The organism is Candidatus Sulfotelmatobacter sp. (genome assembly GCA_036500765.1).
Lineage (GTDB): Bacteria > Acidobacteriota > Terriglobia > Terriglobales > Acidobacteriaceae > Sulfotelmatobacter.
In genome coordinates, this window is record DASYBM010000017.1 from 70,492 (window position 1) to 89,710 (window position 19,219).

General features: G+C 58.3%; 14 protein-coding genes. 4 read left to right on the forward strand and 10 right to left on the reverse strand.

What is annotated here, in order from left to right:
• Positions 1 to 120: 120 nt before the first annotated feature.
• Positions 121 to 2,346, reverse strand: coding sequence for a PBP1A family penicillin-binding protein (locus VGM18_20640; GenBank protein HEY3975420.1), 2,226 nt, complete (start codon positions 2,344 to 2,346; stop codon positions 121 to 123).
• Positions 2,347 to 2,882: 536 nt separating this feature from the next.
• On the opposite strand from VGM18_20640, the gene VGM18_20645 reads away from it, so the two are divergent.
• Positions 2,883 to 5,831, forward strand: coding sequence for a VCBS repeat-containing protein (locus VGM18_20645; GenBank protein HEY3975421.1), 2,949 nt, complete (start codon positions 2,883 to 2,885; stop codon positions 5,829 to 5,831).
• Between the two features lie 190 nt (positions 5,832 to 6,021).
• Here VGM18_20645 and VGM18_20650 read toward each other — a convergent pair whose 3' ends face one another.
• Positions 6,022 to 7,233: a S41 family peptidase gene (locus tag VGM18_20650; GenBank protein ID HEY3975422.1), complete on the reverse strand. Its 1,212-nt coding sequence runs from the start codon at positions 7,231 to 7,233 to the stop codon at positions 6,022 to 6,024.
• Positions 7,234 to 7,438: 205 nt separating this feature from the next.
• Positions 7,439 to 9,460 carry a TonB family protein gene (locus VGM18_20655; protein HEY3975423.1) on the reverse strand — a complete coding sequence of 674 codons (2,022 nt, stop codon included), beginning with the start codon at positions 9,458 to 9,460 and terminating at the stop codon, positions 7,439 to 7,441.
• A gap of 112 nt (positions 9,461 to 9,572) precedes the next feature.
• On the opposite strand from VGM18_20655, the gene VGM18_20660 reads away from it, so the two are divergent.
• On the forward strand, positions 9,573 to 10,931 hold the full coding sequence (locus VGM18_20660) for an FAD-binding oxidoreductase (GenBank protein ID HEY3975424.1): 1,359 nt from the start codon (positions 9,573 to 9,575) through the stop codon (positions 10,929 to 10,931).
• A gap of 32 nt (positions 10,932 to 10,963) precedes the next feature.
• Here the strand turns inward: VGM18_20660 and VGM18_20665 are convergent, their stop codons facing one another.
• Both VGM18_20665 and VGM18_20670 read right to left on the reverse strand, forming a co-directional pair.
• Positions 10,964 to 11,368 (reverse strand): PIN domain-containing protein, encoded by a 405-nt coding sequence (locus VGM18_20665; protein ID HEY3975425.1) that lies wholly within the window; start codon positions 11,366 to 11,368, stop codon positions 10,964 to 10,966.
• A complete protein-coding gene (locus tag VGM18_20670) occupies positions 11,358 to 11,588 on the reverse strand; it encodes an AbrB/MazE/SpoVT family DNA-binding domain-containing protein (GenBank protein HEY3975426.1) in 231 nt (76 codons plus the stop codon). Before VGM18_20670 ends, VGM18_20665 begins: the two co-directional genes overlap by 11 nt.
• Positions 11,589 to 11,696: 108 nt before the next feature.
• Here VGM18_20670 and VGM18_20675 point away from each other — a divergent pair, with 108 nt between their 5' ends.
• Positions 11,697 to 11,951 carry a hypothetical protein gene (locus VGM18_20675; protein HEY3975427.1) on the forward strand — a complete coding sequence of 85 codons (255 nt, stop codon included), beginning with the start codon at positions 11,697 to 11,699 and terminating at the stop codon, positions 11,949 to 11,951.
• Between the two features lie 271 nt (positions 11,952 to 12,222).
• On the opposite strand, the gene VGM18_20680 is transcribed toward VGM18_20675, so the two are convergent.
• From VGM18_20680 to VGM18_20690, 3 genes are all read right to left on the reverse strand, one after another.
• On the reverse strand, positions 12,223 to 12,423 hold the full coding sequence (locus VGM18_20680; GenBank protein HEY3975428.1) for a hypothetical protein: 201 nt from the start codon (positions 12,421 to 12,423) through the stop codon (positions 12,223 to 12,225).
• 21 nt (positions 12,424 to 12,444) lie between these two features.
• On the reverse strand, positions 12,445 to 13,776 hold the full coding sequence (locus VGM18_20685; GenBank protein ID HEY3975429.1) for an APC family permease: 1,332 nt from the start codon (positions 13,774 to 13,776) through the stop codon (positions 12,445 to 12,447).
• A 135-nt stretch (positions 13,777 to 13,911) separates the two neighbouring features.
• The gene (locus tag VGM18_20690) at positions 13,912 to 14,472 is read right to left on the reverse strand and encodes a methylated-DNA--[protein]-cysteine S-methyltransferase (protein ID HEY3975430.1); all 561 of its coding nucleotides are present in this window, start codon (positions 14,470 to 14,472) and stop codon (positions 13,912 to 13,914) included.
• Positions 14,473 to 14,637: 165 nt separating this feature from the next.
• Here VGM18_20690 and VGM18_20695 point away from each other — a divergent pair, with 165 nt between their 5' ends.
• On the forward strand, positions 14,638 to 15,057 hold the full coding sequence (locus VGM18_20695) for a surface-adhesin E family protein (protein HEY3975431.1): 420 nt from the start codon (positions 14,638 to 14,640) through the stop codon (positions 15,055 to 15,057).
• Positions 15,058 to 15,122: 65 nt separating this feature from the next.
• On the opposite strand, the gene VGM18_20700 is transcribed toward VGM18_20695, so the two are convergent.
• Together VGM18_20700 and VGM18_20705 are read right to left on the reverse strand one after the other, a co-directional pair.
• Positions 15,123 to 17,324 (reverse strand): PQQ-binding-like beta-propeller repeat protein, encoded by a 2,202-nt coding sequence (locus tag VGM18_20700; GenBank protein HEY3975432.1) that lies wholly within the window; start codon positions 17,322 to 17,324, stop codon positions 15,123 to 15,125.
• A 174-nt stretch (positions 17,325 to 17,498) separates the two neighbouring features.
• A complete protein-coding gene (locus VGM18_20705) occupies positions 17,499 to 19,037 on the reverse strand; it encodes an AsmA-like C-terminal region-containing protein (protein ID HEY3975433.1) in 1,539 nt (512 codons plus the stop codon).
• Between the last annotated feature and the right edge of the window lie 182 nt (positions 19,038 to 19,219).

The following is a 19,219-nucleotide window of genomic DNA, read 5'->3' on the forward strand; positions in this document are numbered from 1 at the left end:
TAAAATAGCAATTACAAACCTGCACGCAAAAAATGGCGGCGCTGTTAACCGCTGCCGGCGCCGAGGGCGAGGACGCCCTCGGGACAGCCGGCGGGACGCCGGCGCTACTTGGGCGCGCTACTAGTGCGCTTCTTCGGTCGCCGGCGCTGCGTCGGGCGTGTCTAACTTCTGCGCGACTGTATGCGGCACGACCGGAGGCGGTTGAAACTCGCCAGGATCTTTTCCGGCCATGGCTGCTGTCATGAAATTCATCCAGATTGGCAGGGCTGCGTGAGCGCCCGTTTCTTTCGCGCCCAGGGATTTCTTCTCGTCGTAGCCGACCCAGACGCCGCAGGTCATAGTTGGGGAGAATCCTACGAACCAGGCGTCGGTGAAGTCGTTGGTTGTGCCCGTCTTGCCGGCTACCGGGAAAGGCAGCTTGGCGGCGGCGACGCCTGTGCCGTGGAGCACGACTTCACGCAGCATGGAAGTCATAATGCGGGCGGTGCGTTCGCTGATTACATCTTTCACGTCGGGAAAATCTTCTTCCAGCACGCGGCCTTCGTAGTCGGTGACGCGGGTGATGTAGCGCGGCGTGACGCGCACGCCGTCGTTGGGAAAGACGCTGTAGGCTGAGGTCTGCTCGATCAGCGCAATTTCGGCCGAGCCCAGCGCTACGGGCAGGTAGGGCGGAAGTTTGGCGGTGATGCCGAAGCGTCCGGCGTAGTCGATGACGGTCTTGATGCCGACTTTGTTGGCGAGCTTGAGCGCGGGAATATTGCGCGACTGAGCGAGCGCGCGGCGGAGAGTGATGATGCCTTCGAATTTTTCGTCGTAATTATGCGGCGAGTAGGGGCCGGATTGAGTGTCGAAGGTGATGGGCTCATCGAGAACGGTGTCGTCTGGACTTGCACCTTGGTCAATGACCGTGGTGTACACGTAGGGCTTGAATGATGAGCCGACCTGGCGCATGGCCTGGGTGACGCGATCGAATTTTGATTCGTTGAAATCGCGGCCGCCGACCATCGCCTTGATGCCGCCGGTCGCGTTGTCGATGGCTAATAGCGAGCCCTGGACGCCGGAATCCTGTTCGAGGCTGACGCGGGCAGCGCCGTTGGCGCCGAGCGCGAGAATGCGAACATAGCAGATGTCGCCGGTTGAGAGAATATTCGCCAACTTCTGCCGAGTCCAGGCGACGTCGGATTGGCCGAGGGCCGCGGTGTAGCGGCCAAATTTCAGGGTCGCGATGCCGGTGCCGGCCGAAGTCACGAGCGCGTGGACGTAGCCGTTGACCTCAGGTTCGTCCTCCCAATCGGGATGGAAATATTTGTCGAGAACGCCGCCTTCCGCAATCACGTTTTCGAGGTGACCCTTCCAGCCGTGACGGCGTTCGTAGGCGGCGAGGCCGTCGAGCACGGATTGATTTGCCGCTTTCTGCAAGTCCACATCGATAGTGGTGTAGACCTTGAGGCCGCCTTCGTGCACCTGGTCGGCTCCGTACTTGCTTTCCAGATAGCGGCGAATCTCCTCGACAAAATATGGGGCGAGGGAATTGGGGTCGTGGGCGAGATGGAGCACGAGGGGCGCGGAGCGGGCGTCGGCGGCCTGGGCGGCGGTGATCTTGCCATCTTCCAGCATGGCGTTGATCACCAGATTGCGGCGCTTCTGGGCGCGGTCGGGATGAGTGATGGGCGAATACACCGCGGGGCCTTTGGGTAAACCAGCGAGCAGTGCGGCTTCTTCCAGGGTCAATTGCTTGGCTGGTTTGCTGAAATAAAACTCCGACGCGGCCTCGAAGCCGTACACGCCGTGGCCGAGAAAAATCTGATTCGCGTAGAGCGTGAGGATCTGCGGCTTGGTGAAACGCCGCTCGATCTGGATAGCCAGCATTGCCTCCTGCACCTTGCGCTGCCAGCTGCGGTCGAATGACAGAAAAAGATTGCGGGCCAGTTGCATGGTGAGGGTTGAAGCGCCTTGCACTTTCCCGCCCGACTCGATGTCGCGATAAGCGGCGCCCACGATGCGCATGACATTGATACCGGAGTGGCGGTAGAAATCCTTGTCTTCGATGGAGACCAGGGCGTCGCGCAAGACGGGAGGGAAATCGTCGTAACTGGCGACGACGCGGCGTTGCAGCGCGAACGAGCCGATTACGCGGCCGTGATCGTCGTAGAGTTCGGTGATGGAGCTGGGACGGTAGGCTTCGAGGGCGTCCACCTGAGGCAGGTCGGTGGTGTAGACGAGGAGTAGTCCAGAGGTCGCGCCCACAAGTGCGGCGACGAGTACGAGCAATCCGAACAGCACCCGGCCGACGAGGGTGCGACCCGCGATTTCCACGGGTGGAAGTTGTTCGTAGAGAGACTTCATCGGGAGTCGAAGTCAGGATAGCACTTCGCGCTTGGGCCCGTCCGGAGCGGGTTCGGCGCTAAGTGAGGAAGAAGCGACAGTCGCCGCCCGGTTCGATCTTCGTCGGACAAGAAACTGCGCAAATGCGCCTCCATTTTCGTTCGTTCCATGGTTATCGCCGCGACAGAGTAAGTGCTGCATCCGCCCTTCGTAAGTTGAAAGTATGAGCGGCATGAGTCAAGGTCGGAGTGCGCACTCCCAAGTTAACTCAGCACTGTTGTGGACGGGAGTTGAAGCGGTCTAGCGGCTTCGTTCCCATGAAAACCCCGGAAAAAGGGGAGGGGAGAGCCTCGGCCCGAGAAGCTCAAATTTCGCATCGCGATCACGAAAGGATCGGCGTTTCTATGAACAGGCACCTTGCTATGTCAGTTGTTCTGCTGCTGGCGTCGCTGCCCAGCTTTGGCTCTCACTCACAACCCAGCGTTTCCCGTCAGATCAGGCTCAAACATCCGCACTGGTCCGATGGAGCCAGACGCAAGAGTCCCGCCCCGAAACCTATGGCTCACTCTTTGGGCCCGATCGGCCATCCGGCAGCACCATTGCCGCGGCCGGCTACAACGGGAAGGGCCGGCGCACAGGCGCATCCGGCGAAGGCCCGGAAATTCAGCAGCAATACGGCGGGCACGGCCGGACTGGTGAGCGGAATACAGATTCCACTGGGCGGCGAGGACGACGATTCCAATCAGGCGCTGCTGGGGGACTTCAACGGCGACGGGAAGAAGGATGTCGTTAAAATGACGTACGCGCAAGGCGAGGGAACGGTGTACTCGCTCTCGGTCGTGCTGAGCAATGGCGACGGTACGTTCCATGCACCACAGCTGACCGCGGCTCCCAACAATGTCGACGACCCGATCGTGGTGGGCGACGTGAACGGCGACGGGAAAGACGACATCATCATGGTTCACCCCGGCGGCGACTGCGCCAGCGCCGCTGCCCGCAAGAGTACTCCACCCACTTTCGGCTGCGGTTCGACGTTCGACGTGCTGCTGAGTAACGGCGACGGCACCTTCACGCTGGGAAGCAACTATTTCATTTCAGACTACAACCTGAACGGCGGGCTACTGACCGACGTCAACGGGGATGGCAAGCTGGACATTCTGGCCATCGACTCCGAAAACCCGGCATCGGTGATTTCCGTGTTGGGCAACGGAGATGGCACGTTTCAGACGCCCACGACCTACGCCACGCTGAGCGGCGCCGCGCCCAACAACATTAATTTCGCCGACTTCAACGGCGACGGCAAACTTGATTTCGAGGGCTCGGTGAGCAACCAGGTGATGGTCTACCTGGCATCGGGGAACACTTTTCTGTCGCCGGTGGCTCTGGTGACGTCTGACACGGTTTACGACAGCTGCGGAGAAAGCACCGGCGATTTGAACGGCGATGGGAACCCGGAAATCGTTAGCGTGAACTGCGGCGACAATACACTGACGGTTTACGTCAACAACGGCGACGGTTCGTTCCAGACGGGCGCTTACTATGGCAATGCCGGCGACGAATATATGTATCCGGGCACGGCGACGATAGCTGATGTAAATGGCGACGGAAAGAACGACGTGGTGCTGGGCAATTCCTATAGCGGCAGCATCAGCGTCTTTCTGGGGAACGGCGACGGAACACTCACGACCCCGACTGTCGGTTTCAATACCGGCGGATATCCCTGGACGGCGCCGCTGGTGGCCGACTTCAATGGGGACGGTCTGGCCGACATTATTGAGCCCGACGATTGGTTCAGCCTTGTACTTCTGTCGGGCTACGGCGACGGCACCTTCCGCGCGGGAGTAAGTTACTATCTGCCGCAGAGTTTCGGCGAGTACGCATATTCTTACAGCGTCGCTTCCGGGGACTTCAATGGAGACGGTACCGCGGACGTGGTGGCTGCCCAGGATGGAAACAGCAATGCCCCGGGAGTTGTCGTCTATCTTTCCAACCCAGATGGGACGATGCAGCCGGGAGTCGCTTACGGAACCAGCAGCACGCTAACCTACGTCACGGTTGCCGATCTCAACGGCGACGGGAAACTGGACATCGCGGCCACCGATTACACGAATGGCGTGGTCCAGATTTTTCTGGGGAATGGTGACGGCACCTTCAGCGTTGGTCAGTCGTATGCCACCGATACGCTGGGTAACCCGTATCCCACGAACCTGATTACGGGCGACTTCAACCACGATGGCAAGGTTGACCTTGCGATTGCGAACAGCGGAAGCAACACGATTGGAGTGTTGCTGGGTGCGGGGGATGGAACGTTTGGGCAACTCGCCAACTATCCTCTGACGGGCGAGCCCTACGGCATCGCCGCCGCGGACTTGAACGGAGATGGCTACCTCGACCTGGCGATAACGGCTTATAACGATTCGAGCAACAATGTGGATATTTTGCTCGGCAACAGCGACAACAGCGGCACATTCCAGGCGGAAGTGGATGTCGCTACTGGCACCGGTTATCCCGAATACGTTGCCCTGGGCGATTTGAACGGCGACGGCAAGGTCGACATGGCCGTCACCATGCAGGAAGGGCCGATCTACCTCAGTGCGGTTGTGGTTGCCCTCGGTAATGGAGATGGGACCTTTCAGGCACCCACGGCTTACCCCAGTTCTACACAAGGTGGCGGGTTGATCTATACCGAACCGGCGAACGTGCAGATGGCCGACTTTAACGGCGACGGCAACCTTGACCTGATCTACATCAACGCCGACTTGGGCACGATAGGGGTGATGACCGGCGTAGGGGATGGAACCTTCAACAGTCCGGTTGAGTTTCCCACGGCCGGCTACGTGTGGGGAATGACCGTGGCCGATGTGAACAACGATGGCGCTGTGGATGTAGTTGCGGGCAATGACTACGTTGGCGGCGTGAGCGTACTGCTAAATGGCAACGGGAGCGGAACCCAGCAGAACTTTACTGTGGCAACGCAAACGCCAAGTCAGACGGTCACGGCCGGGTCTTCCGCTACTTACAACCTAACTCTGGTGGGCACCAATTTGTATAACGGAACGATCACGTTCGCATGCACTGGCTTGCCGGACAAGGCGGCGTGTGCGTTCAGTCCGACTTCGCTCGTTGCTCAGGGGAACCTGCCTCTCAGTACGACTCTCACGATCAGCACCACGGCGGCGACTACGGCGCTGGTCGAGCCGGTCCGTCCAAACCCGAACGCCGGCGCACCGACTTTCCTGGCCAGCAGCCTTGGCCTGGGAGTGTTTGGTCTGTTGTTGGCAGGTGGCGGCAAGAATCGCCGCAAACGTCAGATGGCCATCCTGCTGGGAATCATGCTCCTGGTGATGATGATCACGCTGGTCGGATGCGACAACGGTTCGTCACCGATAACGTCAACGGGCACAACCGGCACGCCGGCAGGCAGTTACACCGTCACGGTAACATCAACCGGTACGGGGACAAGCACGCCAACTCACGCCGTGAACGTTACGCTGGTAGTGCAATAACACAGATGCGATAGGTCGTTGTGAAAGAGAAGCGGCTGGGGAATATCCAGCCGCTTTATTGTGTCCGCGAAATTTGTCGGCAACATTTGTTCGCGATGCCGCGGCGGGACAGCCGATGCGGCTGTCCCCACATCAGTCATTCTTAATCAGTCATTACTTAATCAGTCATTCTTAACTTAATCAGTCGTTCTTAGCTGGCGTGACTCTTTAGCACTTCCACGGCCTTGTTCAACTGGTCGTCGATCGGGTTCTTGGGTTTGGCGTCCTGATCCGGAGTGGCCGGGGCCGACTCCTCGTCGTCGGGACCGATGGAGTCGTCGGTTGCATCGGCCACGAGCACATTGGGGGTAATGGCGACGTCCTGGATGGCTTTGCCGCCGGGCGAATAATATTTCGCAACCGAGAGGATCAAAGCGCCGCCATCGGGCAGGTCGATGGTTTTCTGCACCGAGCCGTCGCCGAAAGTTTTGTCTCCGACAATGTCGCCGCGTGCGTTCTCCAGAATCGCGGCGGCAACGATTTCGCCGGCGCCGGAGGTTCCCCGATTGACCAGAACAGCGACCGGAAGATTCGTGATGGCCTTTGCCGGATCGGCATTAAAGGCTTCGCGGGGAAATTTCTGGCCCTGCAAATAAGTGATGGTGCCGTGATTCAGGAAGAGGTTAGCGGCCGTGACGCCTTCATTCTCATCGCCTTCGGCACAATTACGCAGATCAAGCAGAATCTTTTTCGCTCCGGACTTTTCGAGGCCCTTGATCTTGGCGGCAATCTCCTGGGTCTTGCCCTTGGTGAGGGCCTCAACTTTCACATAGCCGATGCCGTCGTCCATGAGCTTGTCGGTCACCGGAGGAATGCTGACCACATCGCGCGTAATTACTACTTTCTGTGGCTCTGCCTTGCGGGCGCGGACCACGGCAACATTCAGCGTGGAGCCGGGCGCTCCGGCGAGTAGGCTACGAATCTCCGGAAGCGACATTTCCCGCGTGCTTTGTCCTTCGATCGATTCGAATATATCGGTTTGCTCGATGCCGGCCTTTTCGGCGGGCGACCCTGGGAGCACGGCGACAACCGCCGCATAACCGAAGCGCTTCGACACTACTGCACCGATGCCGCCCTTCGCTTCCGACTTGCGACTCTTGTACGCCTTATAGGCGTCAGCCGACATGTAGCTGGAATTCGAATCGAGTGACTCCAAAAGCCCGTGCAGAGCCCCGTCAGTCACCTTGGGGATGTTGGGCTCTTCGACGTATTCACTGCGGACGCGCGAGAGCACTTCACTGTAGACCTGGAGTTGGCGGTAAGAGCCGTCGTTCGAGGAGGCGTGCACGCCTCCCATAGAACCTACGACGACGAAGAGTAGCACGGCAAAGGAGGTGACGAGAATTGCTGCTTTGATTTTCATGGACATCTGTTTTGATCTTCTTCTGGAAGGAGTTGCTTCCTATGGAACCCTCCCGATTATATCTCTGTAGATGCCGCTTTCGACTTCCCGGCTGCTTGATTTGATCCTCTTCGGTAATGTCGGCGATGGAGGGGTCCCTGACGAGAAAGACGTTCGAAGTCGCGATCTGTTATCTCGTGTTGTGCGGCCCAACAAAACAAGCAAGTTAGGGCGTTGGCTTGAAACTTATCGTGACCAGGGTCTGAACTGAAACGGGGCGGCCGTTCATGGTGTAGGGCTTGAATTTCCAGAGCTTGACGCCATCGATGGCGGCGCGGGCAAAGACCAAAGATCCCTGCATGAACTTGGCGTCCAGCATGGTGCCATCCCGGCCAATCAACACTTGCAAAATGACTGTGCCCTGCTGTCCACGGGCGCTGACGGGATATTCGATGGCAGGCTGATCGGTAAGCAAGGCACGCTCGGCGGTTTCGGAAATCGAGACGGGCTCAATTGACGGCATGGCGGTTTCGGGCGCCTTGTTGCCGCTGGCGTCCGGAGTCATGGAAGCCATTTGCGATTTCAGGCTGGTCGGAACGTTGCCCGGGGTCGACACGTAGTGCAGATCTTGAGTTTTAGGCGCTGCGGCACGCACGGGCACGGATTCAGCCGGAGCAGGAACTACTGCGGGCGCGTCAGAATGCGGCAGGTCGGTTGGGAGAACCGACGGGCTGCCCGCGGCGGTGAGAGCAACGGGTAAAGCGCGGGGTGTAGAAGGCCCACCAGGTACGGTCGATCCGCTTTGTGGGGCCGGCGTCTCGGGCATGGAAATGGAGGGTTGCGCATCCGGCGGCGCGACGGACGGCGGAGGCTGATCCGTTGGAGTAGCGCCAGTTGTGTCCCCTTGGCCCGGCTCGGCATTGCCTCCTAACGGATTTGACTTTTTGATGGTGGGATCAATCACCGGCAACACTTGAATCTGCGACGGGTCCGTCGTAGCGTCTGGAATGTGCTCGGCAACGGGCAGTTTGTATTCGTCGCCCGCGCGGGCGAAGTCTTCATGTACAACCGGCGCCTGTACGGGAGTGGCGGGCTGCGGATTAAGCCATCCACGCAGCGATCGCCGGCCATGCCCCCAGGCGGCGAGGAGGGTTGGATGCCAGGGCGCGCGCGGCGCGGCCACAATCGCGCCACTGGCCAGAACCAGCGCGGCAATGATTGGGCGTTTGAAACGGAACTTGGGCCGCGAAGCGCCTTCTGGGTCGTCGCTTTCTCCTGCCATGGAAGAGAAGCGCTCGGCTTCTTTCTTCTGCTCGTGTTTCTTCTCCGGCCGGGGCTCGGGATTCCGCTCGGGCTTTGGTTCCGCCTCTTCAATGTTCGTGTTCTGCTGATTCGGGGAGGTGAACCTCTGCGCCCAGTCTTGTGCCGTGATGGGAGTTCGCGCGGGAGTCTGGGCTGGGGTCTGATCGTAGTCAAGCAAGTCCGGCTTGTCGGGCACGGGGGCAGGGGCTGCCGGCGATTGCACCGGATTCGGAGACGCTGACCCGGCCCGGGTTTTCAAATACCATTCCAAACCTTTGCGTTCGGTCGGCTCTGGCGGCGGAGGCGGCAAGTCAGAAGCGGGCGTGGTGTGCGCCATGGCGGCAGCGGTGGGCTCCAGTTCACTGAGCGGGTCGACGGGGTGAACCGAAAATGCCTCCAGCGAGCGATGTACATCGGATTCAGTTTCGAAGTGCCCCCCTGGAGACTGCGGGCCGGATTGCAAAAATTCGCCTGCCCGGAGTCGGCTTTCGTGTCCCGGTTCCATGCTGGACGGAAGTACTGAAGCTGCAGCGGCGGCGGCGACCGGCTCCGGCGTAGGATTGGCCGCGGACTCCTTCTTGGAACGCAGCAGATCGCGCGCCGTGGTCAAGGTGTCTCTGACCTGGTTCGCCAGGATGGGCTTGCGCAAGATCGAATTGGCACCGGCCTGCAAGGCCTGCGACACGCTGATGTCGTCGCTGACAATGGCCAGAGTAAGCGGGCGTTCAGCAGCTTTGCGCTCGCGGGCTGCCGTAAGCAGCAGCGCACCTTCGGGCTGCTGGTTCCAATCAATGATGACGATTTGAAAATCCTGCTGGGTAACTTTGTCGATGGTGGCGACCGGCTCGGAGCAGTGCTCTGCCTCGACGCCGAGAGCGGTCAGCACCTCTAGAATAGGCGCAGCCGTTTCCTCGTCGGAAGAGAACAAGAGGCAGCGGAGATCCATATTCTTAGAGACTAGAGGTAGCGGGTAACTGCAAGCAAGATTACCGTGGGAGCGCCGAGGCGATGGTTCTGACACCGGCAGTACATGTACCGCGGAGTGGTCGCTTGCTAGAATGCTCGGTCGCACGCGAACCAAAACTCGAACCACCAAGGGCACTGAGGAACACGGAGTTATGGGCTTGCAGGAACACAATTACTGGCTTACCACGGCTGAGTTTCCTGTGCTGGATGCCGCATTGCCCCTCCCGGAAATAGTGGACGTGGCGGTCATTGGGGCGGGATTCACGGGACTGTCGGCTGCGCGTACATTGGCGAAGCGCGGTGCGCGGGTTGCCGTGCTGGAAGGGGAAACCATCGGGTGGGGCGCCAGTTCGCGCAATGGCGGGATGATTTTGACCGGGATGAAGCTGGGCGTGAATCAGCTTATCTCGATGTACGGGCGCGAGCTTACCCAGCGCATGTACGCCGCGTCGCTGGCGTCGATCGACTGCGTGGAACAGATTGTGCGTGAAGAGAAGATCGATTGCGACTTTTCGCGATGCGGTCATCTCGAAGTTGCCTGCAAGCAGAAGCATTTTGATGACTACGCGCGCCAGGCCGAAGTAATTGCGCGCGAGTTCGGGCACAGGTTGCGTGTAGCGCAGAAGGATCAGTTGAGTTCGGAGATTGGATCGACGATTTATTACGGCGGCATGGTCGATGAAGTCAGCGCGGGTGCGAATCCGGCGCGCTATGTTTCCGGGCTGGGACGCGCTGCCATTTCGGCGGGAGCTGGAATCTTTGAGCACGCTCGCGTGCTGACGATTGAGCGGGACTCGCGGCAAGGCGAACTGGGATGGAAGATTGCGACTTCGCGGGGAGCGACATGGGCGCATGAAGTCTTCGTTGCGACCAGCGGATATACGGGGCCTGCGACTCCGGCGCTGCGAAAGAAACTCATTCCGATCGGGTCGTTCATCATTACGACCGAAGTGCTTCCGGAAGCGCTGGCGCGAGAACTCAGCCCGCGCAACCGGATGATTTATGACTCGAAGAATTTTCTGTACTACTACCGGCTGACGCCCGACCGGCGGATGTTGTTCGGAGGCCGCGCGGCATTTTTTCCGGAGAACGATCAGACGGTGCGGCGGAGCGCGCAGATTCTGCGGCGGGGCATGATCGAGGTCTATCCGCAATTGAGCGACGCCAGGATCGATTATGTCTGGGGCGGCACGCTCGACTTCGCCTTCGACATCATGCCGCACGCGGGACAGATGGATGGAATGTATTACGCGGTTGGATATGCAGGGCATGGCGTGGCGATAGCGACGTATCAGGGACAGAAGATTGCTGAGCTCATGGCGGGAGATAAGCCGGAGAATCCGTTTGTAGAGATTCCGTTTCCGGGAGCGCCGCTGGGTTTGTACAACGGGAGGCCGTGGTTCTTGCCGCTGGCAGGGGCGTGGTACAAGTTTTTGGATTGGGTGAGTTGAGGTCGTGGGTGGCCGAACCTGAAAATTACGGATTACCGGAATGGATTTCGAACCGTCATTCGCTCGTCGATGATCTGCCCATCTTTCAAGTCTTCTGAGTAGAGCGTCCCGCACTTCGCCTCCAACGCCGAGGCAACGATGAGTGCGTCATAAATTGTGTATCCGTACCGCTCCGCGATGCGCACAGCGCTTTCGTGGGTTTCGACAGTGACCGCGAGGATTTCAGGGCAAAGGAGCCGAATCGACTGCAGCGTTGCTCTAACGTCATCCCAGGGCATCTGCACCTTGCGACGCACGATAGAAACAAATTCGTTCAATACCTGCGCGCTAATCGTGCCGCCGGCGAACAGCAATTCTTGAGCACGCAATTTCCGCGGATCGTTTTGTACGATGGCGTATACCACAACGTTGGTGTCGAAGAACGCCTTACCGTTCATGCGCCTCTTCGCGATTAAAGACAAATCCCTTGGGGAATGGGCGGCTCAATTTTCGAAGAGCCGCCAAAGCTTGCTCACGGCTCCGATCTCGCTTCACTTCAAAGTTCCTGGGGCCTGCCACCTGGATTTCAATGAGATCGCCCTCTTTCAGATTTAGGGCTTCTACCACCGCCGATGGCAGTCGGACGGCCAGACTGTTTCCCCACTTCGCAACTCGCATAAAACTCCTTGGATATACATTTAGATTGTATATCCACACCTCTATTTCGTCAATTTGGCAATGGAAGAGCAGAGGCGTCAATGCACCACAACGGTGTAGAATGGTGACATGGCTGCCACCAAACAAGTCCGCCGAAGCGTAACGCTTCCCACCCGGTTAGCGGAGCAGGTCGAGCGCATCGCCAAGAAACGACGCCTCAGCGATAATCGCGTGCTGGTCGAACTGGTCGAGCAGGGATTAGAAGCTCAGAAGGAAAAAGAAAAGGCTTTTTTCGCCCTCGCGGAGCGCTTCCGTTCAGCGGCTGATCCGAAGGAAGCGAAACAACTGGGCGACGAGATGGGCCGTTTCATCTTCGGTAAGTGAATGCGGGTAAGTGCAGCGCCGGTGAGTGAATGCCGCAGATCGAAACCTGGTCTCGCCTCCCGACTGCGATACGGGAACACCTGATCGAGCGCATGCACGACCGAAACATCAGCGTTAGTGATCTGAATCGACTTCGTCTCTGGATGGAAACGAAGCCCGAGGTGCCGCAAGGAAAGTGGTACAAAGATTTCGGTTCCTTCAAGCTTTGCGGCGAAGGCAGGTATCCCAAGACTTTTCTTCTTGCTGGCCAAGCGGCGACTGGACGGAGCCTCTAACCCGCGCCCTTCAACCGGTTGGCCGCCTCGGCGGCCGATCCGCAAACATCTACGGTTTTGCCGTTGTCTTTCTCGAGGCCGCAGTGATCTCCGAAATCTTCGATCTGGGTCACATGGTCGGGATTGACCTGGATTTTTCCTCCGGCCATTCCGAGTTTTGGATCGACGTAAACCTGGAACTCGACGAAGTTGCTCATCCACTGACTCCTGGTTGGGATTTAAACTGCGGTCCCTTTCTTTGATTCGAACTGTCTGACACACCAATACACCACGGGACCGACCACAATCGCAATTGCTCCGCCGATCATGCCGAAGCGATCGCTGCCCAGCAGGGCAACCAAAGCCATCGCGACCGGCGCGCCCACTACGTAAAGCAGGCCCGCGCGTCCTCCGGGAATCGTGAATGAGCGCTTCAGATTCGGTTGTGTGCGGCGAAGCTTCCATGCTGAGAGTACCGTCAGCACCGTCGTCGCGGAGCGCAGCCAGATGTAGACGGAGATCAGTTCGGCCAAGCTCTGCCATGCGAGCAGGGCATAGATCACCGCCGACACTACAATGGCGAGCCAGGGCGTTCCGTAGCGTGAGTGCTTCTGCGTCAAAGCGCGCGGCAAATATCCGTCTTCGGCCATGGCGAAGGGCATGCGGGTGGTGGTGAGCACGGTGCTGTTGAGCAGCGCGACGTTGCCCACCATCGCGGCCAGCGTCATCCAGGTGCCCAGCCAAAGGTGGCCGTGGAATGAGCCGCCGATCATGCTGGCGGCGTCGGAGAAATATCCAGCGTGCCATTTCTCCCAATTGCCGGCCGAAGCCAGCCCGCACAAGGTCGGCAGAAAATAGGTGGCGATCGATATGGGCACGACCAAGGCGAGCGCTCTTGGATAGGCGCGTTGCGGATTCTCGACCTCTTCGGCCACCGTGGAAAGTTGCTCGTAGCCGGAGTAGAGCCAGAGGCCCAGCGCCAAGCCTACGCCAAAGACTTTGAAGGTCGCTTGATGCGGAGGAATAAAAGGAACGAATGGATTGTGTCGCCAATGGAAGAGCGCGATGACGATCATCGTGACTACAGGAAGAAAGATGAAAATTTCAAGCACGGTCGCGACTTGCCCGACCATTTCGATGCCGCGCACGTTGATCCAGGTGAGCACGGCAATCAGGGCGACCGAGATGAGATAGTGCTCCCACCATGTCATCTTGAAGTAGTAACCAAGATAGTCTGTGAAAAGCACGGCGTAGGCGCCGCCCAGCAGAAAGGATGCGGTCCAGTTCCACCATCCGGCGAGGAAACCCCAGAAGTCGCCGAAGGCGGCGCGGGCCCAGCGATAAAAGCCGCCCTCGACCGGCATCGCGGTAGTGAGTTCCGCCGAAACCAGCGAGACCGGGATGCACCAGAAAAACGGGAGCACGAGCAGGTAGATCAGCGTCATGCCGGGGCCGGAGGTGGTGACCATGTCTTCAAGCCCGAAGGGGCCGCCGGTGGTGTAGGAGAACATTACGAAGACGAGGTAGAAGAGGCCGGCTTTACGGAGAGCGGAGTTGGATTGAGCGGCCAAGGAGCGATTCGGATCAATTTTAGATTTGCGATTTCAGATTGCAGATTGAAACCCTCGCGTCGGGCTTGAATCTTCAATCTGAAATCTGCAATCTGCAATCTGCAATCTGCAATCGAAAGTCTGCAATCCGGGTCGCTACGCGGCCAGCGTTCCCGACAGCGCGCCTTCCAGTTCGAGCAGTTTGCGCTTCACGTCGAGGCCGCCGCCGTAGCCGCATAGCGTACCGTCGGAGGCGATGACGCGATGGCACGGGACGACAATTGCCACAGGGTTGCGATTGTTCGCCATGCCGACGGCGCGGAAGCCTTGCGGCCTGCCGACCGCGCGGGCAATATCGGCATAGGAGCGGGTTTCGCCGTAGGGAATCGCAAGCAGCGCGCGCCAGCAAGCCAATTGAAAATCTGTGCCGCGCAGATCGAGGGCGAAGGTGAAGGCGCGGCGTTTGCCCGCAAAATATTCTTCGAGTTCGCCGACATAGTCTTTCGTCGCGTGGGCGGATTCTTCGAAGCGGATGCGCTGGTCATTGTCATTGTCATTGCCCGTGCGTTCGGCCCGCAGGTCGCGAGGGTTGGGACGAATCGTCCGCTGGCCGGGCAGGCGGCGGTCGAACTCTAAGGCCCTCAATCCATGGTCGGAGATGGCAAGGAAGAGGGGGCCTACGGGCGAGTTAAATATAATGGAATGAATTGTTTCCATGCGGCGTGCTAACTTCGCAAAGGCCTCGGTCGAGTATACGGCGCCACCACGATAGCACGAGCGCCAGCATCCCCGACCATTTTTTAAGTTGCGCAGCATATTGACAGAATCATTTTTTTCGACGACATTGGCTCGTGCAATTTGCGCGTTTGGGAAAGTGCACCGTTGAGAAAAATCCTGATTATTGCGGCCGCGATTGTGTTGGCGCCGGCTCTGCTGGTCAGTCTGGTGGTTCGGGCCGCGGGCGATTGGCGAAGCATCGGGCAAACCGAAGGCGGGGATAAAGTATCGGTCAGTTCGGTTCACGTCCTCAAGCACAATCAACGGATCGCGCTAGTGCGGGTCGAGTTCAAGGAACCGGCAGAACTGCCGCAGGGCGGTCCGTTCGTGGAAATGCGCGCTCGCGTACGATTCAACTGCACCGACGGCGCTGCCACTCCTACGACGGAATGGTTCTACTCTCGCGACCGTAGTGGACGCTTCGTGGTGAGCAAGAAAGCCTCGCACGACGATCAGTTCGGCAAGCATCCTGAAGGGGGCTTCGTCGATCTGGTCAACAAGAGCGTTTGTAGCCAGAGCAAATAAAATCTTTAACCACAGAGAGCGCTGAGGACCACAGAGGAAACTCCTGCCCTGTCCGCCTCCCATCTTTATTTCTTCAGTGCGAACGATTTCTTCAGTGCGAACGCCACGTAGACGCCGCCTGACTTCGACTTGGGATCTTTCCCGCCGCCGGCCGCGATTACAAGGAATTGCCGGCCGTCAATTTCATAGGTGGCCGGAGTGGTGTTGGCCGAAAATGGCAGCTTGGTTTCCCAGAGCAGGGCGCCGGTAGTTTTGTCGAATGCCCGAAATTTCCGATCGACGTTAGTCGCACCGATGAATACCAGGCCCCCCGCCGTTACCATGGGACCGCCGTAATTTTCAGACCCCGTATTCTTGTCCGCCAAATCCGGATACTCGCCTAACGGAATCTTCCACAAATATTCGCCGGTGTTGAGATTGATAGCGTTGAGCGTTCCCCACGGCGGCGCGACGGCGGGATAACCGTCGGGATCGAGGAATTTCTTGTATCCAGTGAAGTGATATTTCATGGCTGGGGCCGCAACTTCGGAATTCCGCATCTCTTTGTTTTCGATATTGTTGTTTTCGATATTGCCGACCCCACCGCTGACGACATACGAAAGCAAACTTGAAATTTGGTCGGGAGCAAGGATGGCGAAACCGGGCATGCGACCCTTGCCGTTCCTGATGGTCGCGGCGATATCGGACGCCGACATTCGTTGGCTTACGCCGACGAGTGAAGGAATCGCGGGCGGCGATCCTCCCATTTTTTCGCCGTGGCAAACCGCACATTGGCTGATGTAAAGCGCTTTGCCAGAGTTTCCTTCTTCTTCTGAGGGCGTACTCTCGGCCAGCGCGCCCGTCCACGCCACGTCGTTGGCGTTCACGTAGAGGACGCCCGTCTGGGGATCGGCAGCGGCGCCGCCCCACTCGGCGCCCCCATCGAATCCGGGAAAGATGACTGTGTCTTTGCCTACGCTGAAGGGAACGAACTGGCCTTCACTGCGAAAACTGTGGAACTTATCGAGCGCCCACTGATGGACCTGCGGCGTACGCTGGCTCAGAAGGTTCTCGGTGAGGAGTTGGCGAGCAAAGGGAGCGGGCTTCGTGGGCAGGCATTGCTGCGGCGCGGCAACTTCTCCAGGCACGTCGCTGGGCGGATAGCTGCGGCATTGGATAGGAAACAGTGGGGTTCCATTGCTGCGGTCGAAGAGAAAAACGAAGCCTTGCTTTGTGGTCTGAGCGACTGCGTCGACTTTGCTGCCGTCGTGCTCAACTGTCAGGAGAACCGGGGGCGAAGGAAAATCGCGGTCCCAAAGATCATGGCGTACACCCTGAAAATGCCAGATGCGCTCGCCGGTCGCGGCGTTCAGGGCGATGAGGCAATTGGCGAACAGGTCATCGCCGGCACGGTCTGCACCGTAAAAATCGAAGGCCGCAGAACCCGTGGGAACATAGACGACACCCCGTTCGGTATCGACGGTCATTCCTGCCCAGTTGTTGGCAGCGCCGCTGGTTTTCCACGCCTCTTTGGGCCAGGTTTCGTAGCCGAATTCGCCGGGATGCGGAATGGTGTGGAACGACCAGCGCAGTGTGCCGCTGCGCACGTCATAGGCCCGCACATCGCCGGGAGATGCAGGCAGAGTTTCGGACTCGCGTCCGCCGACGATCATCAGATCTTTGTAGATCACCGCGGGGGTGGTGACGTAGATCGACTGCTGAGTCGGATCGCGGCCGAGATCTTCACGAAGATCGATGCGGCCGTCGCCATTCTTGCCGAAACTGGAAATTGGTTTGCCGCTTGCGGCGTCGAGTGCATAGACGAAGTTCATCACGGCGACGAGAATGCGGCGGTCGTTACTGGGGTGCTGATTATTCTTGTCGGCCTTTTGGCCTGGGGTATCGCTCCAGTAGGCCAGGCCCCGGTCGGGTTGCGTCCCTTTAATTCCGGAATCGAACTTCCATAGCAGCTTGCCCGTGGAAGAATTCAGTGCGAAGACTTTTTCGGAGGGCGTGAGACCGTAGAGTACTCCGTCGACCTCGATTGGACTGCTTTGCAGACCGCCTTCTTCTTCGGTATCAAACATCCAGGCGACTTTGAGTTGTTGGACGTTCTTGCGATTGATCTGCTTCAGCGAGGAAAAGTGGTTGTTCTCCGCGGTTCCGCCATAGATTGGCCAATCGTGCGTTTGTTTTTTATCGGCGGCCTTGACTGACGAGACCATTCCAAAGGTCACCGCGGCCACGAGCAAAATAGTCGTCGTGAAACTGAGCCGCCTCTCGGTCATCCGTTGAGCCTTCTTTCGTGTGTCTGGTTGATGCGGTTGAGAAGTCCGCTTTCGGAGGATTATTTCCAGACCGATTCTAGACCTATGGCGCAAATGATGAGTCGTGCACGCAAAGATTTTATAAAACGTTTTGTAAAGTGAGTTCGTCGATTGGACTTGTCCGACTGAAGCACGCTAGCGCTGCGGCCCGTGCAGCCCTTCTCTGACGTGATGGTGCGAGGGCGGATCGATGGTTTGCGCTTGCTTGTCGTTCAGGTCGAGGCCGAAAGATGGCTTCTGGTAGGTTCCAGAGATTCGGATCGGTACGATTTCTTTTCTGCGTCTTTTTTTGAAAAAAGGATCCATCACCTTCAGCAAAAGCGCCTTGGGGCCGGTGGTGGTTTTCGAAATCTTCGTATCTACTTTCATCTGGCCGCGCAAGTCGATCTTGTAATTGATCAGGTTGTAAGTTCCGTGCATGAGCGCGGCGGCTCCAGGGATGCCGAAAGAAATATCGCTAAATGTGCTGACTCCGTTGTTGACGGTGACCTTGCCGGTCAGGCCCATGAGCACGGTCTCGGGATCGGACGTATCTTTTTCTCCACCGGCTTTTTGCCCGCGGGCTTGGGAGCTGAGTTTGTTCACGCTCTCCTGCGTAGAGGAATTGGAAAAGCCGCCGTGCTCGATTCCAAAATTTCCCTGGAGAGAAAGTTTCCTCAGGAAGGGCTGTGGGCCGGAAGGAATCTGCACTTTTGCCCGCAAGGTAACTTCGCCGGACATCGGAGAGCGCGGAGCCTGGACAAAAAGTCCGAGAATATCTTCGATGCGGCCTTGATCGGCGGTCAAGTCGATGAGCGCGGTCTTGCCTTTTCCGTGGGCCGATTTCGCGATACTGCCTTGCGCTACTACGTGCGTTTTGCGGAAATGCGCGTCCACACGATTCAGGAAGGTGTCGCCATGCGTGGCGTCGACATAGGCGCTGAACTCGGTTTTCAAACGCACGGGATGGTGCCCGGATTCAACCGTGAAGTCAGGCGTGTCGGTTGTGCCAGAGATATCGATATGCTGCAATTTCCCGGAAAACTTTCCCGTCGAGGACAGGATGCCGCCAATGGAGTGGTACACACTCAGGTCGGCGTGCTCGAATTTGTATTCGCCGGAGATGGGCGTCTGGGCGGGATCGTTGTCATTCCACATACCGAACTTGCCGAAGGCGGTGACTTCTCCCGGCGGTTCAGGATTGTGTACTTTCAAGTCATACGTGAGTGGGCCGTTTTCTCCAACGTCACGTAAGGATGCCTGGTGAATATCGAAGCGCAAGGAATGCCCGTTCGGCTGCGCGGAGGCGAACTCGAGGGTTGCGCCATTGGCGATGATTTCTCCGACGGCAGTAGTGGAGCGTTGTGCGTGAAAGGGAGGCGCTGTCCCAAACGGAGGAATGACCACATGCATACCTTCGGCCGTGACGCGGCTGACGCGACTGGCGAAGATGCCGGCGTACGAGCCTTCAATGGTCAGCTTTTCGATCACAATCAGCGGAGGAGTGGAGGTGGATCCGCGCCTGAACACCACTCCGTCAAGGATGCAGCCGGGATGCGGAAAATAGGTGCGGTGAAAGGCCCGCACTTGCACGTGGCTGTCGCTGTCCTCTTCGAGATCTTCAATCACCGGTTTCTGGTCGAAAGGCCAGTAGTGCCGCAGCAAGGCCGCCGCCGCACCAATCAGCACGATCATCACAATGAGCCCGACGATTATTTTCTTTGAGCGACTTTGGGTTCGCGACTTCGGAGGACGGAACTGTACTGAAGTTGCAGCGGGCGAAGCCATGAGACTTTGAGGACGATCGGCTTATAAGTGGTTGCCGAAAAACCTTCCTATACCGCGGCGATTGCAGCACACTACGATTTTCACCGCAG